This is a genomic window from Mesorhizobium sp. B1-1-7, from assembly GCF_006442705.1.
GTDB lineage: Bacteria > Pseudomonadota > Alphaproteobacteria > Rhizobiales > Rhizobiaceae > Mesorhizobium > Mesorhizobium opportunistum.
In genome coordinates this window covers 301,123-326,563 of the sequence record NZ_VFWQ01000004.1, presented here as the reverse complement: position 1 = coordinate 326,563, position 25,441 = coordinate 301,123, and the positions used below count along the sequence as shown (strand labels likewise).

Annotated in this window: 27 protein-coding genes and 2 tRNA genes; 18 read left to right on the top strand and 11 right to left on the bottom strand. The window is 63.3% G+C overall.

Going from position 1 to position 25,441, the window contains the following annotated elements; all coding sequences use genetic code 11:
* Nucleotides 1-47: 47 nt before the first annotated feature.
* Nucleotides 48-761: a phosphoribosylglycinamide formyltransferase gene (gene purN / locus FJ978_RS08765; RefSeq protein ID WP_013896229.1), complete on the bottom strand. Its 714-nt coding sequence runs from the start codon at nucleotides 759-761 to the stop codon at nucleotides 48-50.
* On the bottom strand, nucleotides 758-1,852 hold the full coding sequence (gene purM / locus FJ978_RS08760) for a phosphoribosylformylglycinamidine cyclo-ligase (protein WP_140571729.1): 1,095 nt from the start codon (nucleotides 1,850-1,852) through the stop codon (nucleotides 758-760). Before purM ends, purN begins: the two co-directional genes overlap by 4 nt.
* A gap of 205 nt (nucleotides 1,853-2,057) precedes the next feature.
* On the opposite strand from purM, the gene FJ978_RS08755 reads away from it, so the two are divergent.
* From FJ978_RS08755 to hdaA, 3 genes are read left to right on the top strand one after another with little or no spacing between them, the layout of a single operon-like run.
* Nucleotides 2,058-2,615: a CDP-alcohol phosphatidyltransferase family protein gene (locus FJ978_RS08755; RefSeq protein WP_041164322.1), complete on the top strand. Its 558-nt coding sequence runs from the start codon at nucleotides 2,058-2,060 to the stop codon at nucleotides 2,613-2,615.
* Entirely contained in the window at nucleotides 2,587-3,795 is a 1,209-nt protein-coding gene (locus tag FJ978_RS08750; protein WP_140571727.1) for an AI-2E family transporter, read from the top strand. Before FJ978_RS08755 ends, FJ978_RS08750 begins: the two co-directional genes overlap by 29 nt.
* A 1-nt stretch (nucleotide 3,796) precedes the next feature.
* On the top strand, nucleotides 3,797-4,501 hold the full coding sequence (hdaA, locus tag FJ978_RS08745) for a DnaA regulatory inactivator HdaA (protein ID WP_140571725.1): 705 nt from the start codon (nucleotides 3,797-3,799) through the stop codon (nucleotides 4,499-4,501).
* A 311-nt stretch (nucleotides 4,502-4,812) separates the two neighbouring features.
* Here the strand turns inward: hdaA and FJ978_RS08740 are convergent.
* A tRNA-Pro gene (locus FJ978_RS08740) sits at nucleotides 4,813-4,889 on the bottom strand.
* Nucleotides 4,890-5,030: 141 nt separating this feature from the next.
* Here FJ978_RS08740 and FJ978_RS08735 point away from each other — a divergent pair.
* The 8 genes from FJ978_RS08735 to FJ978_RS08695 all read left to right on the top strand — a co-directional run bounded on the left by FJ978_RS08735 (nucleotide 5,031) and on the right by FJ978_RS08695 (nucleotide 11,329).
* On the top strand, nucleotides 5,031-5,336 hold the full coding sequence (locus FJ978_RS08735; protein WP_140571723.1) for an ETC complex I subunit: 306 nt from the start codon (nucleotides 5,031-5,033) through the stop codon (nucleotides 5,334-5,336).
* Between the two features lie 56 nt (nucleotides 5,337-5,392).
* A tRNA-Arg gene (locus FJ978_RS08730) sits at nucleotides 5,393-5,469 on the top strand.
* 167 nt (nucleotides 5,470-5,636) lie between these two features.
* Nucleotides 5,637-6,047 (top strand): hypothetical protein, encoded by a 411-nt coding sequence (locus FJ978_RS08725; RefSeq protein ID WP_140571721.1) that lies wholly within the window; start codon nucleotides 5,637-5,639, stop codon nucleotides 6,045-6,047.
* 849 nt (nucleotides 6,048-6,896) lie between these two features.
* The gene (locus FJ978_RS08715; RefSeq protein WP_013896221.1) at nucleotides 6,897-7,118 is read left to right on the top strand and encodes a hypothetical protein; all 222 of its coding nucleotides are present in this window, start codon (nucleotides 6,897-6,899) and stop codon (nucleotides 7,116-7,118) included.
* 183 nt (nucleotides 7,119-7,301) lie between these two features.
* Nucleotides 7,302-8,084: a GGDEF domain-containing protein gene (locus FJ978_RS08710; RefSeq protein WP_140571717.1), complete on the top strand. Its 783-nt coding sequence runs from the start codon at nucleotides 7,302-7,304 to the stop codon at nucleotides 8,082-8,084.
* 99 nt (nucleotides 8,085-8,183) lie between these two features.
* On the top strand, nucleotides 8,184-9,146 hold the full coding sequence (locus FJ978_RS08705; protein WP_140571715.1) for a glycosyltransferase family 4 protein: 963 nt from the start codon (nucleotides 8,184-8,186) through the stop codon (nucleotides 9,144-9,146).
* A 69-nt stretch (nucleotides 9,147-9,215) separates the two neighbouring features.
* Nucleotides 9,216-10,442, top strand: a complete 1,227-nt coding sequence (locus tag FJ978_RS08700; protein ID WP_140571713.1) for an anion transporter — start codon at nucleotides 9,216-9,218, stop codon at nucleotides 10,440-10,442.
* 17 nt (nucleotides 10,443-10,459) lie between these two features.
* The gene (locus FJ978_RS08695; RefSeq protein ID WP_140571711.1) at nucleotides 10,460-11,329 is read left to right on the top strand and encodes a tetratricopeptide repeat protein; all 870 of its coding nucleotides are present in this window, start codon (nucleotides 10,460-10,462) and stop codon (nucleotides 11,327-11,329) included.
* Here FJ978_RS08695 and FJ978_RS08690 read toward each other — a convergent pair.
* The 6 genes from FJ978_RS08690 to FJ978_RS08665 form a co-directional block, all read right to left on the bottom strand.
* On the bottom strand, nucleotides 11,267-11,983 hold the full coding sequence (locus tag FJ978_RS08690; protein WP_140571709.1) for a hypothetical protein: 717 nt from the start codon (nucleotides 11,981-11,983) through the stop codon (nucleotides 11,267-11,269). The genes FJ978_RS08695 and FJ978_RS08690 overlap by 63 nt on opposite strands.
* Before the next feature lie 148 nt (nucleotides 11,984-12,131).
* The gene (locus FJ978_RS08685; protein WP_013896215.1) at nucleotides 12,132-12,455 is read right to left on the bottom strand and encodes a cupredoxin family copper-binding protein; all 324 of its coding nucleotides are present in this window, start codon (nucleotides 12,453-12,455) and stop codon (nucleotides 12,132-12,134) included.
* On the bottom strand, nucleotides 12,452-12,976 hold the full coding sequence (locus FJ978_RS08680; protein WP_013896214.1) for a DUF4142 domain-containing protein: 525 nt from the start codon (nucleotides 12,974-12,976) through the stop codon (nucleotides 12,452-12,454). The genes FJ978_RS08685 and FJ978_RS08680 overlap by 4 nt, the downstream gene beginning before the upstream one ends.
* Nucleotides 12,977-13,082: 106 nt before the next feature.
* The gene (locus tag FJ978_RS08675) at nucleotides 13,083-13,766 is read right to left on the bottom strand and encodes an RNA polymerase sigma factor (RefSeq protein ID WP_181180389.1); all 684 of its coding nucleotides are present in this window, start codon (nucleotides 13,764-13,766) and stop codon (nucleotides 13,083-13,085) included.
* Nucleotides 13,767-13,870: 104 nt separating this feature from the next.
* A complete protein-coding gene (locus FJ978_RS08670; RefSeq protein ID WP_140571707.1) occupies nucleotides 13,871-14,950 on the bottom strand; it encodes an HPP family protein in 1,080 nt (359 codons plus the stop codon).
* 243 nt (nucleotides 14,951-15,193) lie between these two features.
* The gene (locus tag FJ978_RS08665) at nucleotides 15,194-16,372 is read right to left on the bottom strand and encodes a cystathionine beta-lyase (RefSeq protein ID WP_140571705.1); all 1,179 of its coding nucleotides are present in this window, start codon (nucleotides 16,370-16,372) and stop codon (nucleotides 15,194-15,196) included.
* Between the two features lie 299 nt (nucleotides 16,373-16,671).
* Between FJ978_RS08665 and FJ978_RS08660 the strand changes: the two genes are divergently transcribed.
* The 7 genes from FJ978_RS08660 (at nucleotide 16,672) to FJ978_RS08630 (ending at nucleotide 23,695) form a co-directional block, all read left to right on the top strand.
* Complete coding sequence (locus FJ978_RS08660) at nucleotides 16,672-17,307, top strand: DUF1326 domain-containing protein (RefSeq protein WP_140571703.1); 636 nt, start codon at nucleotides 16,672-16,674, stop codon at nucleotides 17,305-17,307.
* Between the two features lie 7 nt (nucleotides 17,308-17,314).
* Nucleotides 17,315-18,214: a DUF2182 domain-containing protein gene (locus FJ978_RS08655; protein WP_140571701.1), complete on the top strand. Its 900-nt coding sequence runs from the start codon at nucleotides 17,315-17,317 to the stop codon at nucleotides 18,212-18,214.
* A gap of 433 nt (nucleotides 18,215-18,647) precedes the next feature.
* Nucleotides 18,648-19,676: an amino acid ABC transporter substrate-binding protein gene (locus FJ978_RS08650; protein WP_140571699.1), complete on the top strand. Its 1,029-nt coding sequence runs from the start codon at nucleotides 18,648-18,650 to the stop codon at nucleotides 19,674-19,676.
* Between the two features lie 63 nt (nucleotides 19,677-19,739).
* Complete coding sequence (locus FJ978_RS08645; protein ID WP_013896207.1) at nucleotides 19,740-20,927, top strand: amino acid ABC transporter permease; 1,188 nt, start codon at nucleotides 19,740-19,742, stop codon at nucleotides 20,925-20,927.
* 4 nt (nucleotides 20,928-20,931) lie between these two features.
* On the top strand, nucleotides 20,932-22,089 hold the full coding sequence (locus FJ978_RS08640) for an amino acid ABC transporter permease (RefSeq protein ID WP_013896206.1): 1,158 nt from the start codon (nucleotides 20,932-20,934) through the stop codon (nucleotides 22,087-22,089).
* A 24-nt stretch (nucleotides 22,090-22,113) separates the two neighbouring features.
* A complete protein-coding gene (locus FJ978_RS08635) occupies nucleotides 22,114-22,917 on the top strand; it encodes an amino acid ABC transporter ATP-binding protein (protein ID WP_010915400.1) in 804 nt (267 codons plus the stop codon).
* A 112-nt stretch (nucleotides 22,918-23,029) separates the two neighbouring features.
* A complete protein-coding gene (locus FJ978_RS08630; protein WP_140571697.1) occupies nucleotides 23,030-23,695 on the top strand; it encodes a TIGR02117 family protein in 666 nt (221 codons plus the stop codon).
* 240 nt (nucleotides 23,696-23,935) lie between these two features.
* On the opposite strand, the gene FJ978_RS08625 is transcribed toward FJ978_RS08630, so the two are convergent.
* Nucleotides 23,936-25,174, bottom strand: a complete 1,239-nt coding sequence (locus FJ978_RS08625) for an FAD-dependent monooxygenase (protein ID WP_140571695.1) — start codon at nucleotides 25,172-25,174, stop codon at nucleotides 23,936-23,938.
* Nucleotides 25,175-25,193: 19 nt separating this feature from the next.
* Nucleotides 25,194-25,439, bottom strand: coding sequence for a zinc-finger domain-containing protein (locus FJ978_RS08620; RefSeq protein WP_013896203.1), 246 nt, complete (start codon nucleotides 25,437-25,439; stop codon nucleotides 25,194-25,196).
* Nucleotides 25,440-25,441 lie beyond the last annotated feature (2 nt).

Here is a 25,441-nt window from a genome sequence, read left to right as displayed (position 1 = left end):
TCTCCTTCAACCAGAAGGGTAGCAATATTTGCTACCAGGCTCAAGGCTCAAGGCGTAATCCGCGCCAGGTGCTCCAGATCGGCTTCCTCGCGCAGCGGGTCGGGCGCCATCACCACCGACGTGCCGTTGTCGGCATCGTCGGCAAAATGGGCAAGCACGGTGCGGCCGGCCTCCATGCGCGCCTTGCCTTCGGCGACCAGCCCCAGCGCCAGCGCATAGAGCCGGTGCTCGGCCTTCAGCACCCGGGCGGCCAGCGTGTCGGCATTGTCGCCGACCATCACCGGCACGGCCGCCTGCGCGATGATCGGGCCGTCATCCATTTCGGTCGTGACGAAATGCACCGTGCAGCCGTGGATGCGTATGCCGGCCGCAAGTGCGCGCGCATGCGTATCAAGCCCCTTGAAGGCGGGCAGCAGGGCAGGGTGGATGTTGATCATGCGGCCCTGCCATTTCTGCACGAAGCCGGGAGTGAGGATGCGCATATAGCCGGCCAGCGCCACGATATCGGTGTGGAAGGCCGTGAGTGCGGCGTCTATCGCGGCATCGTGCGCCTGCTTGCTGCCATGGTCGGCACGGGAAATGACCCGCGTGGCGATGCCGCGTGCCTTGGCGATGCCGAGGCCGGCGGCATCCGCCTTGTCGGAGATGACGCCGACGATCTCGGCCGGGAAGGCCGGGTCGCTGGCAGCCGCGATCAGCGCGGTCATGTTCGATCCACGTCCCGAGATCAGGACGACGGTGCGTTTCTTCTGCATATTCATAGGCCGATCGAGCCCCGATAGATGACGCCGGCGTCGCGGCGCGGCACGATGCGGCCGATCGGCGTCACCGTCTCGCCGGCTTCCTGCAGCACGGCGGCGACCTGCGCCGCCTGGCCGGAGGCGACCGCCAGGATCATGCCGATGCCGCAATTGAAGGTGCGCATCATCTCTTCCGGCGCCACGCCGCCGGTCTTGGCCAGCCAGGAGAATACCGCGGGCACGTCGATCGCCTCGAGGTCGAGTTCGGCCGAAAAATCCTTGGGCAGCACGCGCGGAATGTTTTCCGGGAAGCCGCCGCCGGTGATGTGGGCCAGCGCCTTGATGCCATGCGTGTTGCGGATCGCCTTGAGGATCGACTTGACGTAGATGCGGGTCGGTTCGAGCAGCGCCTCGGCCAGCGTCACCTCGTCGTTGAATGGCGCCGGATCGCTCCAGGCGAGGCCGCTGACGCCGACGATGCGGCGCACCAGCGAAAAGCCGTTCGAATGCAGCCCCGAGGAGGCCAGACCCAACAGCACGTCACCTTCGACGATATCGTCGGTCGGCAGCAACTGGCCGCGTTCGGCCGCGCCCACCGCAAAGCCGGCAAGGTCGTAGTCGTTGCCGTGGTACATGCCGGGCATTTCTGCCGTCTCGCCGCCGATCAGCGCGCAGCCGGCCTGGCGGCAGCCCAGGGCGATGCCGCCGACGATCGCCGCACCCTGGTCGGGATCGAGCTTGCCGGTGGCGAAATAGTCGAGGAAGAACAGCGGCTCGGCACCTTGCACGACGATGTCGTTGACGCACATGGCGACGAGGTCGATGCCGATCGTGTCGTGTTTGCCGGCTTCGATGGCGATCTTGAGCTTGGTTCCGACGCCGTCATTGGCCGCGACCAGCACCGGATCGGTGAAGCCCGCCGCCTTGAGGTCGAACAGGCCGCCGAACCCGCCGATCTCGCCATCGGCGCCCGGCCGGCGCGTCGCGCGCACCAGCGGCTTGATCTTCTCGACCATCAGATTGCCGGCATCGATATCGACACCGGCCTCGGCATAAGTGAGCCCGTTCCTGCGCTTGCCCGTTTTGTCCTGGCCCGTTTCGCGCTTGCTCATCGCAATTTCCCTGTTTGCGGGCTCTTCGCATGAATGGTTTCGGGGGGCAAGGATAACGGCGGCGGAGGGGCGGTTCAAAGTGACAAAATCGTGGACAGCGGACCCCAACCGGCCAGTCCGCGCGGCAAAGGGGATTGGCGGCTTCTCCCTTGCACCCGGCTTTCGTCTCCATCATCTATCAGCAAGCAAACTGGCAGGCACGCATTTGACGATCCCCAACCTGATCACCATCCTGCGGCTTCTCCTGGTGCCCGCCGTGGTGCTGGCGATGCTGCAGGAGCGCTGGGACTGGGCCTTCGTCGGGTTCGTCGTCGCCGGCGTCTCCGACGGTGTCGACGGCTTCATCGCCCGCCGTTTCAACCAGTGGTCCAGGCTCGGCGCCTATCTCGATCCGATTGCCGACAAGCTGCTTTTGGTTTCGGTGTTCATCGTCATGGGCTTCATAGGACAGTTGCCGCTATGGCTGGTCGTCACCATGGTGGCGCGCGATGCGCTGATCGTTTGCGCGGTTCTGTTGTCTTCCGTCATGGCCCAGCCGGTCGAGATGAAGCCGCTGTTCGTCTCGAAGGCCAACACCGCCATCCAGATCGTCCTGGCGGCGGTTGTGCTGGGCGAGCTGGCTCTTGCCGTGCGACTCGACCCTTTGCGGCCGGCCCTCATATTGCTGTCCGGGGTCTTGACCGTGGCTTCGGCCGCGGCCTATCTCGTGGCTTGGCTGAGGCATATGAGCGGCTATGGCGAAAGCTCCAAACCGGACACCTGACCAAGGATCCATCGAAGCGGCCGCTGAGGCTGCGGCGGCAGGCGAAACTGCGTCTCTGGCGTTCCGCCGGCAGATCTTCTTCTGGCTGGCCGGATTGGCGGTGCTTGCGCTGTTCCTCTATGTCTTCAGCGACATCCTGCTGCCCTTCGTCGCCGGCATGGTGCTTGCCTATTTCCTCGATCCGGTCGCCGACCGGCTGCAACGGCTCGGCCTGTCGCGCTTCATGGCGACGGTGGTCATCCTCATCACCTTCCTTATCGTGCTGGTGCTGGCATTCGTCATTCTGATCCCGGTGCTGGCGACGCAGATGGCCGACTTCGCCGGCAAACTGCCGGAGTACCTGACCCGGCTGCAGAGCCTGATCACGTCGTTCGATCCGAAATGGCTGGAAGAGAAATTCGGCGTCAACGCCAATGGCTTGCGCGACGGCCTGAATTCGCTGCTGACTTCCGGCTTTGGCCTGATCACCACCGTCTTCACCTCGTTGTGGAGTTCCGGCATGGCGTTGGTCTCGGTGGTCAGCCTGTTCGTGGTGACGCCGGTGGTTGCCTTCTACATGCTGCTCGACTGGGACCGCATGGTCGCGGTCATCGACAGTTGGGTGCCGCGCGACAACGTCGCCACGGTGCGCGCCATCGCGCGCGACATCAACACCGCCACCGCCGGCTTCGTGCGCGGCCAGGGCACGCTCTGCCTGGTGCTTGGCGCCATGTATGCCACCGGCCTGACGCTTACCGGGTTGAATTTCGCCATCCTCATCGGCCTCTTCGCCGGGCTGATCTCCTTCATTCCCTATGTCGGTTCGCTGACCGGCCTGGTGCTGGCCGTCGGCGTTGCCTTCGTCCAGTTCTGGCCGGACTGGACCATGATCGTCGCCGTCGCCGTGGTGTTCTTCATCGGCCAGTTCATCGAAGGCAACATCCTGCAGCCCCGGCTGGTCGGCAAAAGCGTCGGCCTGCATCCGGTATGGCTGATGTTCGCGCTGTTTGCCTTCGGCGCGCTGTTCGGTTTCGTGGGCCTGCTGATCGCCGTGCCGGCTTCGGCGGCCGTCGCCGTGCTGGTGCGCTTTGCCATCGCCCGCTATCTCGAATCGCCGCTCTACAAGGGCCACGCGAAAGAGCCCGTGCCGCCGCTGCCCGCCGATCGCGGCCGCGGTCGCCGCACGCAGCCGCGTCGCTGACGTGACTGCCCAGCGCACCGATCCGCCGCGCCAGCTGCCGCTCGATCTCGGCCACGGCACCGGCTATTCGCGCGACGAGCTCGTCGTCTCCGGCACCAACAGCCAGGCGGCGGCGCTGGTCGACCGCTGGCCCGACTGGCCCTCGCCGGTTGTGGTGCTGGCGGGTCCCGCCGGATCCGGCAAGACGCATCTCGCCGCCATCTGGCGCGCGCGTGCCAACGCGGTGGCCGTCGACGCCGGGCGCATCGGCGACAGCATCGCCAATCTTGGCGCCCGCCCGGCGCTGATCGACGATGTCGACGCCGGAGCGGTCGACGAACAAGGCCTGTTCCACCTTATCAATGCCGTGCGTGGCGCCGGCTCGACGCTGTTGTTGACGGCGCGGCGCTTTCCGGCCGCCTGGGGTGTGTCATTGCCCGATCTTGCCTCGCGGCTGAAGGCGGCGGCGACAGTCGAGATCCACGAGCCCGACGACCTTCTGCTGGCGGGTGTCATCACCAAATTGTTCGCCGACCGCCAGGTCGAGGTCGAACCGCATGTCGTGCAGTATCTGGTGCGGCGTATCGAACGCTCGCTGGCGACGGCGATGCGTGTGGTGGAACGGCTGGATCGCATCGCGCTCGAGCGCAAGATGCCGATCACCAGGGCGCTCGCCGCCGAAACCGTCAGCGTGATGGACGAAGGACAGGGTGAATTCGAGATCTGACGGCCTCGATGTTCGGATAGAGCCTGCCGGCATGGCGGCTCTCCGTGCTACCTGCCGGTGTTCCATTTTGGGAAAACAAGGCTGGCATCAGTCTTGCTCCGAGAGTTTGCCGGCTGACCCCGGTCCTGATTGCGTTCCAAGTCAGGTTGTAGGCTCGCCGGGGGATGGCGCGGGGGTTCTCGCCCGGCGAGCTTGCCTGTCGAAAGGCCCGGATCGACAGGCCTAAAAGATCGACACGCCCATGGTCGGCGAGCCGCAAGGTGGCCATGCGCTCATGCCAGTGGCTATCGATATCGCGTTTTTGAGAAGGATGGTCGGAGTGGAGAGATTCGAACTCCCGACCCTCTGGTCCCAAACCAGATGCGCTACCAGCCTGCGCTACACTCCGAACGGTCTGTTGCCTATTCATTTCGGCGTTGGATGGCAAGTGCAAAAACCTGCAAGTGCAAAAACCTTGCCGCCGTGCGCATTGCGCAGTAATGACGGGCCAAGGGCGGGCGATACCGCCTTGCACAACAATGAGGTGGCCATGTCCGCGCGCATTTTCAGCCCAGCCAAAACCGCGATGCAGTCCGGCAAGGCCAAGACCGGTTATTGGGTGCTGGAGTTCGACCCCGAGATGCGCAAGAAGATCGACCCGCTGATGGGCTATACCACGTCCGGAGACATGAGAAGCCAGATCAGGCTCACCTTCGAAACGCGGGAAGAAGCAGTGGCCTATGCCGAAAAGGAAGGCCTTGCCTTCCGCGTCGAGGAGCCGAAAGAGGCTAAGCGCCGCCAGATTTCCTATGCGGAGAATTTCCGTTATGACCGCAGGACGCCCTGGACGCATTGAACGCGTGCCCGAACGGGCGCCAGAGGCAATATCTACCGGCCCCCGGGTCGGCCAGCGGTCCCGTAGCTCAGCTGGATAGAGCACCGGCCTTCTAAGCCGATGGTCACAGGTTCGAATCCTGTCGGGATCGCCAATCTTTTCAGTGTAGGGCCCGGACACATGGGTTACGGTTTATACCGAAGACATGGGTAACACTTGGCCCGAGAGGGTCCTGTGGACGGTTTTGATTTTGATTGCGTTCTCATTTTAGGAAGACCTAATATCGAAGTGCTTTGAAATCGGCATTTTGGGAGGAGTGTCATGCCTAGAGTTTCAGATCTTTTCTTCAAGACCGCCGTCGTGTGGCTCATTTTGGGAATAGGCGCCGGTTTGCAGATGGCGATCTCGGGCGACCACGGTGCTTTTCCGGCCCATGCACATATCAATCTGCTCGGATGGGTCACAAGCGCTATATTCGGCGGCTACTACGCCCTCAATCCCGCAAAGGCAGCTCGTAAGATCGCAATGATCCACTACGGCCTCTATACGATCGGCTTGGTAATCATGCTGCCAGCCCTGTATCTGATGCTACACGGCGGCTTTACGGCGATCGAGCCGGTCGTCGCCGCCGGCTCGCTGATCGTGGCCGCTGCCGTGCTGGTGTTTGCCTTCGTGGTCTTCTCAGGCGCGAGCGTGCGTTTGGCATCTGAGCTGTCGCCAGCCGCACGCTGAATTGGCGGAATTGATATCAGCGAGATAAGCCCACCAGAAAGCTGCCGACGCTTTGGGACCCAGCGATCGGCCCGCTCAAGCTGCGCCAGAACCCTATTGGCAATTCCGCGTGCCAAGGTTTGAGGAGGAGCATCACCGGCGACACAATATTTTAGTGGCTGCGAAACAAAGATTTCCGACCCGCGTTTAGGCTCGTCCGACATGGGAGCCCTCGGGAATGGATCCAGCAACTGCAGCGGTGATGGTTTTGCTTTCGTGCAGCCCAGGCCAAGCGTCCGTCTGCAAACCTGTCAACTGGGCACCTGAGACTCGCTATGCCTCGCTTGAGGAATGCCGTGCCTCATTGGCCGACAGGCTCGCGGCCGCGCCTGGCGGAGAAATAGTCGGCCGATGCCGTCTTGTCGACCAGACCGTCACCGGCTCGCTGCCTACCGGATATACGACGGTTGTGGTGACCCGAGGCATTGGGAGCGACGCCGTCAGCACGAGCTATATCGTGCAGCACCACGAGTAAGATTTCCTGTGAGGAAGCGAGCTATGCGGCGGACTTGATGGTCCGCCGGGCGGGCCCTTGGCGGGGCGCCCGCCCATTTTGGGTGCGGGACCGCAGTCCGGCGAGTTCGCAATCCGAGCAAACAAAAGTGCGACAAGATCAGCATGCGTCCCGGTCGGCTTCCGCCGCTCAGCATCATCGTCCCCGAATTATTTCGTGATCTTTCGGGCCTGGAACCTTACCACACACCGCGCGTTCGGGGCCTTGTATTCGCGGTGCCTGATAAAAAGGCAATGTGAGGACCAGCGAATCGGGCGGGGCAAAATAGGTGCGGGTTGGGGGAGGAGAAGCAGGCCATGTCGAAACGTGAAATTGGAACGTCCCCTGCTTTGGGGCGGCGTATCGCCGAACTCAAGGCCAGAATGCAGGATGCCGAAATTTCCGATCATGAGATGAGGACCTTTCACAAGGTCGCCGCCATCATGGGGGCGGGCGACGGTTCGCTGCGACTGGATGCCGACGACCTGATCGCGGCATCCTTCGTTGTCGAGGCGGGTGGGCCTTCACCCAACCGCTGACATTCAGGATCTCCCCTCATCCACGCGAAATTCGGTGAATTCGCTTCAGTCGCCGGAGCACTGCCGCCCATTGAGGCAAGCGTGCTCCGGCTCCCGCCAACCGATCTCGAATTGAAACGAACATCTTATCATTTTGTTTGCGTTGGCACGTCATAGTAGAGACGGCTAACGGAGTGAAACGGGATGAAGCTCGACCTGTCGCCGACCAGCTGGGGCAGGGTGGTCGCCGTCACTGCCGCCGGAACGGCGTTCTTTATCGCCGTGGCGTTTTTCGTCGATTCGTTCAATTTCCCCTATCTTTCGCCGGAGGCCGTCTGGCGCGCGCAGCTGACCGACCTGATGCTTCCCCTGGTGCTGGGCGGCTCGTTCCTGTTTTTTCTCATGTGGAAGATCCGGCAGCTGGCCATAGCCCAGCGCGATCTCAGCGTCATCGCGGCGACGGACAGCCTGACGGCGGTGTTGAACCGAGGTGCCTTCTCGATGCTCGTCGAAGCCTATCTCGAGCAGACCCGCAAACAGGAGCCGACCCTTTCCGGCGCGCTGCTGATCATCGACGCCGACCACTTCAAGTCGATCAACGACCGCCTCGGCCATGACTGCGGCGACCAGGCGCTCAAGCTGATAGCGCAGACGATCAAGGCACAATTGCGCGGCAGCGATATCGTCGGCCGCATCGGCGGCGAGGAGTTTGGCGTGTTTCTGCCTGGTGTCGATCCGTCGCAATCCTGGCTGGTTGCCGAAAGCATCCGCCGGCGCATCAGCGAGATGGACTTTTCGCCCGGTGGCCGCTCCTGTCCGCTTTCCGTCAGCATTGGCGGCACCAGCTTCAACGGGCCGACCACCTACGAGGCGATATTCTCCGCCGCCGACAGACGGCTCTATGCCGCCAAATCGAATGGCCGCGATCAGGTCAGCTTCGATCCGGCGCAGGCCGCACCGGAACCCAGCGCCGCCACCATGCATTGACCACCGCCTTGCAAGTGGCTGGAGGCTACGCGGGCGGCTTCCTTGACGCTCTCTCACCGCTATGCTTCCTCCGGGCAAGGCCAGGTAAGCGCAGCGATCATGATCCATTTGTTCAACGGTTTTCAGAACCCGTTTGGCGGCAGTGAACGCGAAGCCCTGGACCTGTACCGACTGTTGAGCGCCGATGTGCCGGTGCGGCTGTGGGCAACCTCCTCGCGCGTATCGGACGAGCTGATGCGCCAATTCCCGATTCGCCCCGTCTCGCCGGCAACGCGCAACGTGCCGGACGGTGGCACCTATGTCTTCCTCGGCGCGCATTGGCGCAACAAGCTATGGCCCTACCTGATCCCGAGGCCGCGCCGGCTGATCTATGTCTTCAACACCTTTCACCCGAAGATTATCGCGCTGACGACGCGCATGCCGCGCCTGCTTGGCTGGCCCGACGCCGAACTGGTTTTGATATCCGACTTTCAAAAGCGACTGTTGCGGGTCGAGGGCGTGGTTCATCCGTCGCCGATCGATATCGACCGTTTCGCGCCACGGCAGGGAAGGCCGGACGGTCCGTTCACGGTTGGCCGGCTGAGCCGCGACACGGCGGACAAGCATCACGCCGACGATGCGGCGCTTTACGAGGCATTGCTGGCCGATGGCGTCGCGGTGCGGATTCAAGGCGGCATGCCGCTCAGGGACAGGCTCGCGCAGCATCCGCTGCTCGAACTCCTGCCGCAGGGCCAATTTGCCGCCGAACAGTTCCTGCCGACGCTCGACGTGTTCTACTACCGCACCGGTTCGCATGTGGAGACGTTCGGCCGCGTCGTGTTCGAGGCGATGGCTTGCAGTTTGCCCGTGGTCTGTCATGTGCATGGCGGCTATGCCGACCACATCAGGCATGGCGAAAACGGCTTTCTGTTCGAAACCACGCAGCAGGCGGCCGGCATCCTGGCCGAGCTCAAGGCCGATCCGTCGCGGCGAGTAACCGTGGGCAAGAAGGCGAGGCAGACCGTCGAACAGGTGTTTTCACCGCAGGCATTGCGGCAACAGCTTGATTTCTACCGGCGTTAGCGGCACCACGCCATCTGGCCTTTCCAGGCTCCCTCCGGCCCGCCAACAGATCGAGCAGGACTTCCACCGATGACATTGATGGGCGCCGCGGCACTGCTGATCCTGGTCCTCACCTATGCCGGCGTCGCTATCGGCCGCATCCCTGGCCTGCGTCTCGACCGCGCGGGGATCGCACTGCTTGGCGGCGCCGCGATGATCGCCATTGGCGCCCTCAGCATGGAGGATGCCTATCTGGCCATCAATTTCGACACCATCACGCTTCTGCTCGGCATGATGATCGTGGTGGCTCATCTGAAGGTATCGGGCGCCTTTCGCGGCCTTGGCGCCATCGCCATCGAGCACGCGCACGCACCGTTCATGCTCCTGGTGATGGTGACGCTTCTAACCGGCGTGCTGTCGGCCTTCCTGGTCAACGACGCCATCTGCCTGGTCATGGCGCCGATCGTCGTCCACGTCACCCGCGTCATCAACCGCAACCCGGTTCCCTATCTGATCGCCACCGCCACGGCGTCGAACTGCGGCAGCGTCGCCACCATTACCGGTAATCCGCAAAACATGGTCGTCGGCGCGCTATCGGGCATTTCCTATCCGGCCTTTTCGGCGGCGCTGGCGCCGGTCGCGCTGTTCGGCCTCGTCGCGGTCATCGTCATCGTGCGCATCGTCTACCGGGCCGAATTCACCCGTACCGCCGAATTGACGCCGCATGTCTCGCGCGGCCGCATGCATCGCGGGCAAGTGCTGAAGGCGGTGATTGTCTGCATCGGGCTGGCGATCGCCTTCTTCGCCGGCGTTCCCGTGGCCAAGGCGGCGCTGGTCGGCGGCGCCATTCTCCTGCTCACCCGCGCCATCAAGCCGGAACGCATCTACCGCGAAATCGACGGGCCGCTGCTGTTCATGTTCGCCGGACTGTTCGTCGTGGTTGCCGGCGCCGAAAAGACGCTGCTGACACCCGACATCATCGCCTCGGCCAAGGATCTCGGCCTGGACGACGTTTGGCGGCTGTCCGGCTTCACCGCGGTGCTCTCCAACATCATGAGCAATGTTCCGGCCGTGCTGGCGCTGAGGCCGTTCATACCGGGTCTGGAGAATCCGCAGCGTGCCTGGCTGGTGGTGGCGATGAGCTCTACGCTCGCCGGCAATTTCACTTTGCTCGGCTCGGTCGCCAACCTGATCGTTGCCGAGCACGCGCGGGTCACCGGCAACCCGTTGTCCTTCGGTGCCTTCTTCAAGGTCGGCTTGCCGCTGACGCTGATCACGCTCGTCGCCGGCACCGCTTGGCTGGCGCTTGGGTTCTAGAGGGGAGCTTCAATCGAGTGACCAGCAAAGGTCAAGGCGACATCGGCAATCTGATCCGGCGGGCTGTGGCTGCGTTCAATTCCGGCAATCACGACCAGGCGCTGGAGCTGTGTGAATTGGGCCTGACGCAGCACCCGGGAGATCCGGCGCTTTGCCATCTCCTGGCGGCTGTATTGTTTGCGAAGGCAGACCTGCCCGAGGCTCGTGCACGCATCGAAGCCAGTCTTGCCTCTCGCCCTGACAATGTGCCGGCCTTGATCCTGGCATGCAGGATTGCCCGGGCCGAAGGCCGGTTTGAAGCGGCGCTGCGGCAATTGGAGCGCGCTGCAAGGCTCTCGTCGCATGCGGAAATACTCGTCGAGCGGGCACGCACCCTGGATCAGGCAGGTGATAGTTCGGCGGCGGGCGTGTCTTGGACACTTGTCTTGCAACAGGATCCGAAATCCGAGGAGGCAGCGGCTCGCCTCGGGCGCCTCGCGTGGGAACGCGGTGCGTCTCTGGAGGCGGAAGCTCTGCTTGAACGCGCCGTAGCAGGCGGCGGGCATCCAACTGCCTGGTTCGATCTCGGGCTGGTGCGTCAGGACTTGCGCAAGTTTGGCAGCGCCGCACAGGCCTATCGACGGGTGCTCGAGATGAGCCCGGACGCACCGGAGGCTGCTGTCAATCTGGGCGTCGTCCTGCAGGAAACCGGCGATCTCGACGGGGCCATGGCAGCCTATTCATTGGCCTATGGTTTGAGCCCATCTACCTTTGGAGTGATCGCCATGGCACTTACGTCGGCGCCAAGCGGCCGGTTGTGGCTCGATGAGGAGGCGCTGCGTCGCTCACTCGCTGGTGGAGCGCCCCCGCCTGGCGCGAAACCGTTTGCGGTAGACACCGGGCGTTGACAGGACATCGGCGACCGTCTGCGTATAGGCGGCTTGGCGTTTCTCGTCGAACACCTCGTATTCGAGCTGCGGCGCGGCCCGCGGAACCGCAAAGCATTGCGCGACAGGAGTTCCTTTCGGGAGCACGCCCGAGAATTCGGGCTCCGTCCAGACCGCCGGGAAATTGATGCCGCCATCGCTGAACCGGTCGCAATCCACCAGACCCGTCACCAGCCTGAAGGGCAGATCGTCGCGATTGACCGGATGAGTCGCGAACAGCGACCAGCCATCCTCGACTTCAATGGTCCAGAAGCTGTTGAATTTGAGGGCGGCCTGGCCTGGGTTTGCAAACGGGCTGCCGGCGAGCTGACCCGGCGTGTGGAAACTCAGCGGAGCTCTGGGGTGGTTCTTGGTAACCGGATCCGGGATCTTCCAATTCCAGGAAAACGCCCCCTTGTCGACAACGACGTCGCAAGGCAGCAAGACCATGAAGCCATAGGTCATCGCGTCGACCACCGGCGGGCACTGCTTGAGCGTACGAATGTCGCGGCCATGGATTGCCGAATATGCGGTGGCAGGCATAGCGCGCAGCCAATCCGGCAGAGCGCCTCGCGCCGGCATTGGGCGCGGCAAATGTGCGGCCAACATTGGATCACATCGGAAAATGACACGCATCGCCGCCTCCTGGCGTTGCGATATCATGGTTGGCAGCTACGCTCCAAGCCAGTCAGTCCTTGTTCCCGCATCTAGCCCGAACAATGTTCGGCGGCCCGGTTGAGCTGCAGCGCGGCAGTACCTCGCCGCAGCTCAACCGGGCCAGAGATTAGGGCGATACGTCGAGATGGCCCTTCATGTTGGGATGGAAGCGGCAGAAATAGTCGAGCGTTCCCGCCGCCTTCAATGTCAGGCTTGCTGATTTCCGTGGCTGGATCATCACCTCCCAGCCGCCCTTCACTGTGGCTGTGTGGGCGATCACGTCCTTGTTCACCCACTCGATCGTGTCGCCGACCTTCGCCTCGACGGCATCAGGCGAAAAGACCAGCTTGTCGATGGTGACCTGGATGGTCGCACCCGCCGCCGGCGCCGCCGCAAGGACCAGCGCCAGCGTGGCCAGCCATGGCAAGCGATTTGAAGCTCCCGCTTTCATTTCAGCATGCCGGCGACGTGTTCGGCATGCTGCTCATGGCCCTGGAAGATCTTCAGGCCGGTCTCCAGCAAGCCCTTCAACTCGGCATTGCTGGCCGAGGGAATGAGCAGGGTTTCGAGCGCGCCGTTGACCTGCTTGTGGTAAGCGACCTCGTTGTCGACATAAGCCTTGTCGAAGGCCGCGCCTTTCAGCTTGGCGAGCTTGGCGCGCTCCTCTTTCGCCGCCTTCGTCAGCGCCTGGCTGGTGGCGTTGTCTTCGGGCTTCACCTTGAGCTTCTTGACCAGGTCGAGCGCCTGCTTGTTCACCGCTTCGTGGTCGCGCTCCATGTCCTTGGCGAAATCGAGAACCTCCTTGTTCTTCGATTTCTTGATCGCTTGCTTGGCGGCCTCGATGTCGAGGACGCCGGCCGTATAGGCGATATGAGCGATCTGCGGGTCGGTCGGCTTGTCGGCGGCCTGTGCGAACGGGGCGGCGCCGACGAGAAGCAAGGCGGCAAGGGCGGCGGTGTATCGGGTGAACATGGCATCCTCCTTGCCCGGTCGCGAGGAGGCGCCGGGCTCACATTTTTCAGTTGACGCTGATTGGATGCGGAAGCTGGAGAAACGTTCCCGGAAAATCAGGACAGGATCATTCGAAGCCCAGCCTTCCCATCACCGCCTGGGTCAGCCGCTCGCAGCGCCGGCCGGCGAAGGGGAAGGCGTCGAGCAGCACCGGGCCGATCTCGTCGTCGAGTGCCTTGCGCAACAGGGCTCGCGCCCGGTGCAGCCTCGTCTTGACCGTCTCCGGCCGCAGACCGAGCAGGTCGGCGGTTTCCTCCATGCTCAGGCCCTCGATGACACGGGCGACGAAGACCATGCGGTAGATGTCGGGCAGGCTGTCGGTAGCCCGTTCGACAAGTGCGAGAATCTGCCGCTGCGCCATCGTCCGCTCCGGATCGTCGCTGGGATTGAGGGGAAAGCGGATGATCCGCGCTTCCGGATTTTCAGGCATTGCCACAATGCGACGCCTCTTGCGCAGGCGGCCAAGCGCTTCGTTGATGACGATGCGCGACAGCCAGGTGGCGAGCGAGGACTCGCCACGGAATGCCGCCAGGCTGGCGAAAGCGTGGACATAAGCCTCCTGGACGATGTCCTCGGCCTCGGCGTCGTTGCGCACCACGCCGCGCGCGATGCGGAAGAGCCGCTGGTTGTGCGTCTTGACGATGGCGCGGAAGGCGTTCGCCTCGCGCGCCAGCGCTCGCTGCACGAGCAGCATGTCGCCGGAAGGGTTTTGGGCCACTGCGGGTATGGCGGGCATTGCGAGCTTGCTCATCGCGACCGGATCTCCCGAACAAGGCCCGAACAGACACTTGACTGCACGTTGGATACGCCTGCCGCAAAAAGGTTCCCGGGTTTCGGCGATCCAGCTTCGCTTTTTTAGGCCGCCGCCAATCCCTTGTCAGCCGTCTGCACGCGTGCGGCCGCCGCCAGAAGGTCGGTCTGCGTGATCAGGCCGAGAATGCGCCGCTCACCGTCGACGATGACCACGGCGTGGCTGCGGCCGTCGGTCAGCACGGGAAGCAGGCTCATCGCCGGCGTATTGGGCGAGGCGGTGCCGGCCCTGGACATCACACCCTTCACCATATCGACGGCCTTCGTCAGCTCGCGCAGGCCGACGGCGCCGACCAGCCTTGCTTCGGCGTCGACCACCGGCAAGGTGCGGATGTTGTGATCGAGCAGCTGCTGGCGCGCCTCGTCGACCGTGGCTTGCTCGGGCACTGAAACCACGTCACGCGACATGATGTCCTGGCAAAGCAGCGTCCGGTGCGACCGCACCATCGCCTGCAGTTCGACTTGTCTCAACAGCCGTTCAAGGTCGTCGCGGTCGATGTCGAAGGTTTCGTCGAGTGTGGTCAGCGCCGCATCGACATCCTCGGGCCGGAAGCCGACGCGCTGCCCCGCAGGCGGATCGGCGGTGCCGTGGCTGTTGGCGGCGGGCACGGCGACATGCGGATAGTTGCGCCGTGCCAGCCTGTGGAAGAGGAAGCCGAGCGTGACCAGGATGATCGAATTCAGGGCCACCGGCACGAAGGGAAACAGGAAGCCCGCGCTGACGACGGCCGGCCCGCCGAGCACCGCCGTCAACGCCGCGGCACCACCTGGCGGATGCAGGCAGCGCGTGAACGACATCGCCGCGATGGCGAGCGCCACCGCGAGGCCGGAGGCAAATATCGGATCATGGACGAAATGCATGACGGTCACGCCCACCAGCGCGGATATGGAATTGCCGCCGATGATAGACCAGGGCTGTGCCAGCGGGCTCGCGGGCACGGCGAAGAGAAGCACCGCCGAGGCACCCATCGGCGCCACCAGCAGGGCCACATGCGGGCCGCCGCCCATCGCCAGTCCGCTGATCGCGCCGGTCAGTGCGATGCCGATCGTCGCTCCGATGCACGCCAACAGGCGTTCACGCAGCGTCGCGCCGGCAAGGATAGGGACAAAGAGACGAAAGGACATGGCAACTTTGTGGTGGAGGGATCGGCTTGGTGACGAATGGATTGGCTAAAATGCAGTGCAGCACGCAATGAAGCCGAACCCACGGATTTGAAAGTCAAACAAATCCTGAAAGCCGCGGCCCGGGAGAATAATATTGCGTGCCACGCCGCGCTGGGATGCTGCGAGCGGCTCGCGCTTTGTCATCAGCATCAATGCCTTGCGGTCGTTTGCTGATTCTGCTCGGCAGCCGGCCCGTACGCGCGGTCAGGCGGCGGCCGCGGCGGCCAGGCCACGCTGGATATCCGCCTTCAGATCGTCGACATCCTCGAGGCCGATCTGCAGGCGGATCAACGGGCCTTCATAGGCGGCTTTTGCAACGACGCGATCGCCGAGCCAGACCGGCACGGCGAGGCTCTCGTAGCCGCCCCAGGAATAGCCGAGCCCGAAGATCCGCAACGCGTCGAGGAAGGCGTGCTGCTGTTTCTGGCCGCCGCCGGTAAGCACGATGGAGAAGATGCCGCTGGAACCGCAGAAGTCGCGCGTCCACAGGCCATGATCAGGGTGGCTGGGGAGGGCAGGGTGGAGAACGCGCGCCACGCCCGGCTGGCCCTCGAGCCACGACGCGATGGCGAGCGCGCTGCGCTGATGATGCTCCAGCCGCACGCCCATGGTGCGCAGGCCGCGCAGCACTTGGTAGACATCGTCGGGTCCAGCGCAGCAGCCAAGCGTGCAAAAGCTCTCATAAAGTTGCTTCCAGCAGCGCTCATTGGCCGAGACCGTGCCGAGCAGCACATCGGAATGACCGGCCGGATATTTCGTCGCCGCATGGATGGAGATGTCGACGCCATGGTCGAGCGGACGGAAGTAGAGCGGAGTCGCCCAGGTGTTGTCCATCATCACGATCGCGCCGGCCGCATGCGCGGCGGTGGCGATGGCCGGAATGTCCTGCACCTCGAACGTGTTGGAGGCCGGCGATTCCGTGAACACCACCTTGGTGTTGGGCTTGATCAGGGCGGCGATGCCCGCGCCGATATGTGGGTCGTAGTACTCAACCTCCACTCCCAGCCGCTTCAGCATCGTGTCGGCGAAATTGCGGGTCGGGTGATAGACGGAATCGACGATCAGCAGGTGATCGCCGGCCGATACGAAGGCGAGCAGCGGTATGGTCACCGCCGCAAGCCCCGACGGCACCACGATCGTGCCGGCCGAGCCTTCCAGCGCGTCGATGGCGTGGGCAAGGGCGTCCGTCGTCGGCGTGCCGCGCGTGCCGTAAGTGTATTTTTGGTTGCGCGCCGCCATCGCGGCGGCATTGGGAAACAGCACGGTCGAGGCATGCACCACGGGCGGATTGACGAAGCCGAAATAGTCGTGCGGATTGTTGCCCGAATGGGCAAGCCGCGTGTTGATGCCCATCTTGCCTGGCCCGCTGCCGTCATTCGCCATTCTTGATCGCCTCGTTTGACAAGGCGCTAGCCATAGTGCGGTGCCATGGGCCGCGCAACAGCCCAGCAGCCGCCACCGGACGAACTTCGGATATGCCAATTCGAAGACAGCTTTGCCGAGTGCGATCTGGCCGCCGGATATTGTAAGCCGCCGCAAAAGGTATATGATGTATATCTAATACAAAGTAGGCGGGCCAATCTTACCGGATGTTCAATCCCGGCAGCGGCTAACGCACTGGCAAATTGGGCATCCGCATCACCGCTTCTCGCTCCCGCCGAACAACAATGGGAGGGATCGTTATGCCCAACGTCAAGTGGATGTTAAAGGCGCGTGAATTCGTCAATTGCAACTGCGCCTATGGCTGCCCATGCCAATTCAACGCCTTGCCGACATATGGTTTCTGCCAGGCTGTGGTCGGCATGGAAGTCGAAAGCGGCTATCATGGCGATACCAGGCTCGATGGCCTGCGCTTTGCGGGTGTGTTTCGTTGGCCTGGCGCGATTCATGAAGGCGGCGGCGAGGCCGCGGTGGTCATCGACGAACGGGCGAGCGAGGCGCAGCGCGTAGCCCTGCTTCGCATTCTCGGCGGCGAGGACACCGAGCCCGGCGCGACCATATTCCAGGTTTTCTCGACCACGCTGGAAACGTTGCATGACCCGATCTTCGCCGCCATCGACTTCAAAGTCGACGTCGATGCAAGGACAGGCCATCTGCACGTGCCTGGCATCATCGAGGGCCATGGCGAGCCGATCAAGAATCCCATCACCGGCGCCGACCATCGGGCGCGCATAGACCTTCCGCGCGGCTTCGAATACGCACTCGCCGAAATCGGGCGCGGCTGGACCCATGCGACCGGTCCGATCGCGTTCGAATTGGCCGATTCCCACAGCCACTTTGCCAATCTGCATCTCACGCAAAGCGGCGTCGTGCATTGAGCCGACCATGAGCGACACGGCCCTCGAGGCGGTGCTGCGGCGCGACCGCGCGGTCGTGACGGCCGCGCTCGTCGTGATCGCGATGCTCGCCTGGGCCTATGTGCTGTGGCTCGCCGCTCACATGGCCATGCCGGGTTCGCCTGCTCCGGCCGGCGCCGACGGCGGCATGGCCGAAATGGACATGTCGAACATGGCCGGCATGAACATGGCTGGCATGGACATGACCAGCATGGACATGACCAGCATGGACATGGGCGCCACCGCGGTGCCCGTTTTCCGGGCCTGGGCAGCGGCCGATTTCGCTTTCATCTTCACGATGTGGACGGTGATGATGGTCGGCATGATGACGCCTTCGGTGGCGCCGATGCTGCTGCTCTATGCCGGCGTCGGCCGCAAGGCGCGAGCCGACGGCCGGCCGATTGCCTCGACGGGATGGTTCTTTGCCGGTTATCTCGCGGTATGGGTCGTCTTCAGCCTGGTGGCGACCGCCGCGCAATGGCTGCTCGCCGGCCTTGCCTTGCTCAGCCCTTCGATGGCGACCGACAGCGCGATCCTCGGCGGTCTCGTCCTGATCGCGGCCGGCCTTTATCAATGGACGCCGATGAAGGGCGTCTGCCTGCGGCAATGCCAGGCGCCGATCGCGTTCCTGGCCAGCCATGGCGGGTTCCGTTCCGCTCCGTTCGGCGCGCTTCGGCTCGGTATCGAACACGGCGCCTATTGCCTCGGCTGCTGCTGGGCGCTGATGGCCCTGCTGTTCGTCGGCGGCGTCATGAACGTGCTGTGGATCGCCGGCATCGCCGCACTCGTCCTGCTTGAGAAGATCATCCCCACCGGGCAATTGGTGCCGCGCACTACGGGCGTGCTGATGGCCGCAATCGGCGTCTGGTTCATCGTCGGGGCATCCTGAACAGCTTCGCATCCTTGCCCGCGAAAGCCGCGGCCGTGTCTGCTCCGAGACGGATCGTGTCTGTCCGGAGACAGATGATGTCAGTCGATCGCGGCGGGACGCCAGTAACGCGGAGTAACGGGCAAGGACGGATTTCGACCGGGAATCTCACTTTACGTAAGGCTGATCATGCCGACTTTATTTGCGCTCATGACTAAATCGCGGGCGCTCTTGTCCGCAATTCAGGCATTCGGGGCAATCGATTTTCAAACACGTTGGAAATCAGTCATTTCCCTTGACCTCACGGGAATTATCGCCTTCGATGCTGTCCGTGAATGGGAGGCAGCGCGTCGGTTTACGATGCGGGGTTCCGGGAATGGGCCGGAATGGGAGCTGCGTTCACACGGGAAAAAAGATCAGGTTTTGCCTGAAAACAGAAAAGGGTCTGTGGGTCATGAAACACATTGCTATCAGCATTCTTGGCGCCGCTGCGCTTGGATTGATGGCGTCGGCCGCATCGGCTACCACGCTCGATACGGTCAAGGCGAAAGGCTTCATCCAGTGCGGCGTCTCGACAGGCCTCGCCGGCTTCTCGGCGCCGGACGACAAGGGTGACTGGCAAGGCATCGATGCGGATTTCTGCCGCGCTGTCGCAGCCGCCGTCTTCGGTGACGGCACCAAGGTCAAGTTCACGCCGCTCAGCGCCAAGGAGCGCTTCACCGCCCTGCAGTCCGGCGAAGTCGACATCCTGTCGCGCAACACCACCTGGACCATCAACCGCGACACGGCACTTGGCCTGAATTTCATCGGCGTCACCTACTATGACGGCCAGGGCTTCATGATCAACGCCAAGAAGCTGCCGGGCGTCAACTCGGCGCTCCAGCTTTCGGGCGCCGCCGTCTGCGTGCAGAGCGGCACCACCACCGAGCTCAACCTCGCCGACTACTTCAAGGCGAACAAGATGGAGTACAACCCGGTCGTCTTCGAGAAGCTCGAAGAGGTCAATGCTGCCTATGACGCCGGCCGCTGCGACGTCTACACCACCGACCAGTCGGGTCTCTACGGCATCCGCCTGACCCTCGGCTCGCCTGCGGATCACGTCGTGCTGCCCGAGATCATCTCCAAGGAGCCGCTCGGACCGGCGGTGCGCCAGGGCGACGACCAGTGGTACCACATCGTCAAGTGGACTTATTTCGCGCTGCTCGACGCCGAGGAACTCGGCATCACCAAGGCCAATGTCGATGAGATGAAGAATTCCGCCAGTCCGGAGATCAAGCGCGTGCTCGGCCAGGAAGCCGACACCAAGATCGGCACCGATCTCGGTGTCTCCAACGATTGGGTCGTCAACATCGTCAAGGCCGTCGGCAATTACGGCGAAATGTTCGACCGCAATGTCGGCTCGGGCAGCCCGCTCAAGATCGCCCGTGGCATCAACGCGTTGTGGACCAAGGGCGGCCTGCAATACGCTCCGCCGATCCGCTGACCGAAATGTGATCCGGGAGGCAGATCGTCTGCCTCCCGGTTTCTCTTTCCAGGGGATGGTCGCATGGCATCGCAGGAAATCCTTCGCGAGGAGCCAAGCCGGGCTTCGTTCGTCAATGATCCGAAAGTCCGCAGTCTCTTCTTCCAGACGCTGGTCGTCATCGTGCTGTTCGGCTCTGTCTGGTGGATCGTGCAGAACGTCATCGACAATCTGCAGCGCCTGCACATCGCCTCCGGCTTCGGCTTCCTTAGGGGACGCGCCGGTTTCGACATCTCGGACACGCCGATCGCCTATACGTCGGACTCGACCTATGGCCGCGCCATCGTCGTCGGCCTGATCAACACCATCATCGTCGCCGTCGCCGGCATCATCACCGCCACCATCATCGGCTTCGTCATCGGCATCGGCCGTTTGTCGCAGAACTGGCTGATCCAGAAGATCTGCACCGTCTATGTCGAGATATTCCGCAACATCCCGCCGCTGCTGGTCATCTTCTTCTGGTATTCGGGCGTGCTGGCCGTGCTGCCGCCGCCGCGTGACAGCTACAACCTGCCCTTCGGCTCCTTCCTCAACCAGCGCGGCTTCTACTTTCCGCGCCCGGTCTGGGGCGACGGCTCCTGGCTGATCCTGGTCGCGCTCGTCGTCGGCATCGCTATGGCGTGGTTCGTCGCCCGCAAGGCGCGTCAGCGGCAGATGGCGACAGGCCAGCAATTTCCTGTGTTGTGGACTTCCGTGGCGCTGATCGTCGGGCTGCCGCTGCTCGCTTATGTGCTGAGCGGCTTTCCGCTGAGCTTCGATCTTCCGAAACAGTCGACCTTCAACCTGACCGGCGGCTTTCAGGTCAAGCCGGAGTTCCTGTCGCTCTATCTGGCGCTGTCCTGCTACACGGCGGCCTTCATCGCCGAGATCGTGCGGGCCGGCATCAGGGGCGTCAGCAAGGGTCAGACCGAAGCCGCCGCCGCACTTGGCTTGCGGTCCGGATCGATCCTGCGGCTGGTTGTGGTGCCGCAAGCCATGCGCATCGTCATTCCGCCGCTGACCAGCCAGTATCTCAACCTGACCAAGAACTCCTCGCTGGCCATCGCCATCGGCTATCCCGACCTGACGGCGACCGCCGGCACGGTGCTCAACCAGACCGGCCAGGCGGTCGAAGGCGTGCTGATCATGATGATCGCCTATCTCATCCTCAGCCTGGTGACATCGGCCGTCATGAACGTGGTCAATGCCAGAATGGCGCTGGTGGAGAGGTAGGACCATGCAGGAACACGACATGTCCTGGGTGCGTACCGAAATGGCTCTGGCGCAGCCGGCGCCGGCAAGCGTCAGCGGTCCGATGGCCTGGGTGCGCAAGAACCTGGTCGGCACGGTCGGCGACACCATCCTGACCATCCTCGGCATCATCATCGTCGCCTGGGTGCTGCCGCAGGTCATCGGCTGGGCGTTCATCAATGCCGTCTGGACCGGGCCGGATCGCACCGTCTGCGCGACCGTGGCACAAGGCGGCATTCAGCCGGATGGCTGGAGCGGCGCCTGCTGGGCCTTCGTCAACGCCAAGTTCGGCCAGTTCATGTTCGGCACCTATCCGGTCGAGGAGCGCTGGCGGCCGATCGTGGTCGCCATCCTGTTCGCGGCGCTGCTGATACCGATGCTGATCCCGCGCGTGCCCCGCAAGGGGTTGAACGCCATCCTGCTTTTCCTGGTGCTGCCGATCGTTTCCTTCTTCCTGCTGGTCGGCGGCATGTTCGGTCTGCCGCATGTCGAAACCTCGCGCTGGGGCGGGCTGCTGATCACGCTCAGCCTCTCCTTCGTCGGCATCGCCGTGTCGCTGCCGCTGGGCACAGTGCTCGCGCTCGGCCGGCGCTCCAAGATGCCGATCGTCAAGATGCTGTGCGTCATCTTCATCGAGGCCGTGCGCGGCATCCCGCTGATCACCGTCCTGTTCTTCGTCTCCGTCATGCTGCCGCTGTTCCTGCCGGCCGGCGTCACCTTCGACAAGTATTTGCGGGCACTGATCGGCGTGTCGCTGTTTGCCGCCGCCTACATGGCCGAGGTGGTGCGTGGCGGGCTGCAGGCGATCCCGAAGGGCCAGTATGAAGGCGCCGATTCGCTCGGCCTCGGCTACTGGCAGAAGATGAGCCTGATCGTGTTGCCGCAGGCGCTGAAGCTGGTCATTCCCGGCATCGTCAACACCTTCATCGGCATGTTCAAGGACACCAGCCTGGTCCTCATCATCTCGATGTTCGACCTGCTCGGCATCGTCAAGCAGAACTTTTCCGACGCCAATTGGGCAACGGCGCAGACCGCGAAATCCGGTCTCGTCTTCGCGGCCTTTGTGTTCTGGCTGTTCTGCTTCGGCATGTCGCGCTATTCAATGTACACTGAACGCCGGCTCGACACCGGCCACAAACGCTAAACAAAAAAGCAAGGGGACCCCGTCATGGCCACCGAAAATGCCGTCAGCGCGGAAGAGATCAAGGTCAACGCCGCCAAGATGCATATCTCCACCACCGATGTCGCCATCGACATCATCGCCATGCACAAATGGTATGGCGAGTTCCATGTGCTGAAGGACATCAATTTGAAGGTGATGCGCGGCGAGCGCATCGTCATCTGCGGCCCGTCGGGCTCCGGCAAATCGACGATGATCCGCTGCATCAACCGGCTGGAAGAGCACCAGAAGGGCAAGATCATCGTCGACGGCAAGGAACTCACCAACGATCTGAAGAAGATCGACGAGGTACGCCGAGAGGTCGGCATGGTGTTCCAGCACTTCAACCTGTTCCCGCATCTGACCATCCTGGAGAACTGCACGCTGGCGCCGATCTGGGTGCGCAAGACGCCGAAGAAGCAGGCCGAGGAAATCGCCATGCACTTCCTCAAGCGCGTGAAGATCCCGGAACAGGCCAACAAATATCCTGGCCAGCTGTCCGGCGGCCAGCAGCAGCGCGTGGCGATCGCGCGCTCGCTATGCATGAACCCGCGCATCATGCTGTTCGACGAGCCGACCTCGGCGCTCGATCCGGAAATGATCAAGGAAGTGCTGGAGACCATGGTTGGCCTGGCCGAGGAGGGCATGACCATGCTGTGCGTCACCCACGAAATGGGCTTTGCCCGCAAGGTCGCCAACCGGGTGATCTTCATGGACCAGGGCCAGATCGTCGAGCAGAACACGCCGGCCGAGTTCTTCGACCACCCGCGCCACGAGCGCACGAAACTGTTCCTGTCGCAGATCCTGCACTGAGCGCTCCGACGCCAGTTCAGGAAGCCCGGCCGCACCACGGCCGGGCTTCCTTGCATTTGAGCGAGCGGATCGCTTGCATTGGAACGCGGCTGAGCCGCAAAGTCGCTGCCTCATGAGAAAACTCGGCCGTTTTCTGGGTCTGCTGTTGATAGCGGCCGCGCTCGCCGCGACGCTCGGCACGCTGTTGCCGCGGCCGCTGTGGCCGGCCGCCGCGGCGGGCGAGGGCACACGGCACATATTGGTGCTGAAGAACCCGATCCACACCGACATCGCCATTCCGGTGGACGATGCCGTGCGCCAGCGCTTTCGTTTCCTGGTCGAGGCTGGCATCCCGGCCGACAGTCCCGAGGTGCGCTATATCGTCTTTGGCTGGGGTGGCCGCGCCTTCTATCTGGAAACGCCGACCTGGTCGCAACTGAAGGCCATTCCGGTAATGAAAGCACTGACCATCGACGCCTCGGTCGTGCATGTCGATGTCACCGGCGATATCGTTGAACCGCATCCCGATGTCGCCAGCTTCGACATCGGCGAGGACCGTTTTGCGGCCTTGCTTGATTTTATCGCAGCCAGCTTTCAGCAAGGGGCCGGCGGCCCAATCGTCATCGAGAATGCGGCCTATTCCAGGTTCGACCGCTTCTACGAGGCGAACGGCCATTTCAACGCGCTGGTCGGCTGCAACACCTGGACGGCGGCGGCGCTGCGCACCGCAGGCCTGCGCACCGGCTGGTGGAACCCGCTGCCGGCTTCGCTTGGGTGGTCGTTGAGCTTGTACAATTAGTGTGCGCATTTCGCGAATTGGCAAACGTCGCGTTCCTTCGCGCCCCCCCTCTGTCCTGCCGGACATCTCCCCCACGAGGGGGGAGATCGGATCTCGCTCCGGCTTTCGCTAATCTCCAACGTTTGCAAAAGGACGCCGGCGCCAAAGCTGCCAATCTCCCCCCTCGTGGGGGAGATGTCCGGCAGGACAGAGGGGGCGCTGTCCCCGCCAGCCCATCGGTTTCTTTATTGTCTCGATGTCCTACCGCCTGATAATCTTCGGTTGCTCCCACCCGTAGAGCCAGTCCAGATCCGCCGCGAGCTTTTCCGCTGGCCGCGTCGCCAGCACCAGGTTGCGAGCCAATGCCACTGGACCCCAGGCATGCCAGGCCAGCCGGTTGAGCGCGCCGCGCCGGATCACCTTCTCGACGCGCGGTCGCCTGAGATTTTCCCAGATCGCCAGGCCCTGCTTCGGATCGGCCGGGAAGTCGGCAATTACCCCGGCAAGCGTTGCGGCATCTTCGATGGCCATGGCGGCCCCTTGTGCCGCGAATGGGGTCATCGCATGTGCGGCGTCACCAATCAGGGCGATGCCGGTTGGTGTCGTCCAGTGCTGCTTCTGGTCGACCGTATGGAGCGGCCAGGTCAGCCACGGGCCGGCCATTTCCACCAGCCTTGCAAGGGCTGCCGCCGTGCCGCTCATAGCATTGGCAAGGATGACGGGATCGGCATGGCCCGACCAGCCCTCGGCAATGCGCTCGCCTTTGGTGAAGGCGACAAGGTTGAAGGCATCGCCCTTGCTGACGGGATAGGCGACCATGTGGAATCCCGGATGCAGAAAAGTCGTGACGCAATCAGCCGCCCCAATCGCGGCAAAGGCTTGCCCGGCGCCGCTGTCGGCGGCAACAGTCGTGCGCCAGGCCAGTTCGCCGGAAAAACGGCTTCTTGACGATCCCCCCCGAGCTCGATCGACAACCGCGCGCACGGATGACCACACGCCGTCGGCGCCGACCAGAAGGAAGCCCTGTGACTGGACAGTCTTGCCGTCCGTCTCCAGTGTCGCCGTCACACCATGATCGCCTGTGGCAGCGCCGCTGACGCGCGTACCCTTGACCAGATGAATATTCGGGTTTTCGGCAACGTGTGCGGTCAGCGCGCTCTGCAGATCGGCTCTGTGGGCGACGAGATAAGGCGCCCCCCAGCGTTCTTCGGCGGCTTGCCCGAGTGGTACACGCGCCAGTTCGCGCAACGTCCTTGCGTCCTTCAGCACCACCGCCTCGGGCCGCACCGCCGCCGGCAGCAGCCGGTCGAGCGTGCCGAGTTGGCGCAGGATGCGTGTCGCGTTGGGGGAAAGCTGGATGCCGGCGCCCACGGCCTCCAGCCGCTGCGCCTGTTCGAACACCTGCACGGGATAGCCGCGTTCGGCGAAGGCAAGCGCCGCGGTCAGCCCGGCAACGCCCGCTCCGGCGATGACGACTTGCCGGGAGCGCTTGTCATCCATCAGGTCCGTCGCGGAAGGATCAGGCGGCCTGGTCGATGTAAAGGCAGCCCGCCGGCAGCGTTTCCGTCGCCTTCAGCTTCGGCGAATAGCGGTAGAGCGTCGAGCAATAGGGGCAGACCTTCTCATTGTCATCGCCCATGTCGAGAAACACATGCGGATGGTCGAAAGGCGGGTTGGCGCCCGTGCACATGAATTCCTTGACACCGATGTCGATTGCCGGAAAGCCCGCATCGTTCTGGAAATGGGGAATGGAACCGCCTGCCATCG

Coding starts and splice junctions, on each gene's coding strand:
- purN (WP_013896229.1), bottom strand. CDS start 761: ATGAATATGCAGAAGAAACGCACCGTCGTCCTGATCTCGGGACGTGGA.
- purM (WP_140571729.1), bottom strand. CDS start 1,852: ATGAGCAAGCGCGAAACGGGCCAGGACAAAACGGGCAAGCGCAGGAAC.
- FJ978_RS08750 (WP_140571727.1), top strand. CDS start 2,587: ATGGCGAAAGCTCCAAACCGGACACCTGACCAAGGATCCATCGAAGCG.
- FJ978_RS08735 (WP_140571723.1), top strand. CDS start 5,031: ATGTCCGCGCGCATTTTCAGCCCAGCCAAAACCGCGATGCAGTCCGGC.
- FJ978_RS08725 (WP_140571721.1), top strand. CDS start 5,637: ATGCCTAGAGTTTCAGATCTTTTCTTCAAGACCGCCGTCGTGTGGCTC.
- FJ978_RS08715 (WP_013896221.1), top strand. CDS start 6,897: ATGTCGAAACGTGAAATTGGAACGTCCCCTGCTTTGGGGCGGCGTATC.
- FJ978_RS08710 (WP_140571717.1), top strand. CDS start 7,302: ATGAAGCTCGACCTGTCGCCGACCAGCTGGGGCAGGGTGGTCGCCGTC.
- FJ978_RS08705 (WP_140571715.1), top strand. CDS start 8,184: ATGATCCATTTGTTCAACGGTTTTCAGAACCCGTTTGGCGGCAGTGAA.
- FJ978_RS08700 (WP_140571713.1), top strand. CDS start 9,216: ATGACATTGATGGGCGCCGCGGCACTGCTGATCCTGGTCCTCACCTAT.
- FJ978_RS08690 (WP_140571709.1), bottom strand. CDS start 11,983: ATGCGTGTCATTTTCCGATGTGATCCAATGTTGGCCGCACATTTGCCG.
- FJ978_RS08685 (WP_013896215.1), bottom strand. CDS start 12,455: ATGAAAGCGGGAGCTTCAAATCGCTTGCCATGGCTGGCCACGCTGGCG.
- FJ978_RS08680 (WP_013896214.1), bottom strand. CDS start 12,976: ATGTTCACCCGATACACCGCCGCCCTTGCCGCCTTGCTTCTCGTCGGC.
- FJ978_RS08675 (WP_181180389.1), bottom strand. CDS start 13,766: ATGAGCAAGCTCGCAATGCCCGCCATACCCGCAGTGGCCCAAAACCCT.
- FJ978_RS08670 (WP_140571707.1), bottom strand. CDS start 14,950: ATGTCCTTTCGTCTCTTTGTCCCTATCCTTGCCGGCGCGACGCTGCGT.
- FJ978_RS08665 (WP_140571705.1), bottom strand. CDS start 16,372: ATGGCGAATGACGGCAGCGGGCCAGGCAAGATGGGCATCAACACGCGG.
- FJ978_RS08660 (WP_140571703.1), top strand. CDS start 16,672: ATGCCCAACGTCAAGTGGATGTTAAAGGCGCGTGAATTCGTCAATTGC.
- FJ978_RS08655 (WP_140571701.1), top strand. CDS start 17,315: ATGAGCGACACGGCCCTCGAGGCGGTGCTGCGGCGCGACCGCGCGGTC.
- FJ978_RS08650 (WP_140571699.1), top strand. CDS start 18,648: ATGAAACACATTGCTATCAGCATTCTTGGCGCCGCTGCGCTTGGATTG.
- FJ978_RS08645 (WP_013896207.1), top strand. CDS start 19,740: ATGGCATCGCAGGAAATCCTTCGCGAGGAGCCAAGCCGGGCTTCGTTC.
- FJ978_RS08640 (WP_013896206.1), top strand. CDS start 20,932: ATGCAGGAACACGACATGTCCTGGGTGCGTACCGAAATGGCTCTGGCG.
- FJ978_RS08635 (WP_010915400.1), top strand. CDS start 22,114: ATGGCCACCGAAAATGCCGTCAGCGCGGAAGAGATCAAGGTCAACGCC.
- FJ978_RS08630 (WP_140571697.1), top strand. CDS start 23,030: ATGAGAAAACTCGGCCGTTTTCTGGGTCTGCTGTTGATAGCGGCCGCG.
- FJ978_RS08625 (WP_140571695.1), bottom strand. CDS start 25,174: ATGGATGACAAGCGCTCCCGGCAAGTCGTCATCGCCGGAGCGGGCGTT.
- FJ978_RS08620 (WP_013896203.1), bottom strand. CDS start 25,439: ATGGCAGGCGGTTCCATTCCCCATTTCCAGAACGATGCGGGCTTTCCG.